Source organism: Polaribacter sp. 20A6 (genome assembly GCF_011378915.1).
Classification (GTDB): domain Bacteria; phylum Bacteroidota; class Bacteroidia; order Flavobacteriales; family Flavobacteriaceae; genus Polaribacter; species Polaribacter sejongensis.
On the sequence record NZ_WTPZ01000144.1, the window covers coordinates 1 to 516 of the forward strand.

Sequence of the window (516 nt, forward strand, 5' to 3'; positions counted from 1 at the left end):
TTTCGTAATCTATGATCTATGCTCATTACTAAATGGTTAGCTTTAAACTAGAAGGTCATTCTGTGGTAGAACAAACTCATACTAAAACGTTTCAAGCGGCTTCTTCAGAGCAGTCACAAACACTACGTGATAACGTTGAAAAAGCACTGCAAAACTACTTCGCTCACTTGGATGGGCAGCCAGTGACTGACTTGTATCAGTTAGTCTTAGCGGAGGTCGAGGCACCTCTTCTAGAGTCTGTCATGAGCTACACAAAAGACAATCAAACAAAGGCGTCAACTATTCTTGGCTTAAACCGAGGAACATTGCGCAAAAAGTTAAAGCAGTACGGCATGCTTTAACCATTGAAAAAAGGGCGATTTCGCCCTTTTTTCGTTTTACCTTCCCCTTGTTTATTTATCGTTAATCAATTGCGAGAACCATGATGGCAAATCACACAACTGTTACTCCAATCAAACGAGCTCTAATCAGCGTTTCCGACAAAACAGGCATTGTCGAATTCGCCCGCGAATTAAC

The 516-nt window shown here is 41.5% G+C and carries 1 protein-coding gene; it reads left to right on the forward strand.

Going from position 1 to position 516, the window contains the following annotated elements; genetic code table 11:
• Window positions 1-32 precede the first annotated feature (32 nt).
• Complete coding sequence (gene fis, locus GQS57_RS18720) at window positions 33-341, forward strand: DNA-binding transcriptional regulator Fis (protein ID WP_205860332.1); 309 nt, start codon at window positions 33-35, stop codon at window positions 339-341.
• Window positions 342-516 lie beyond the last annotated feature (175 nt).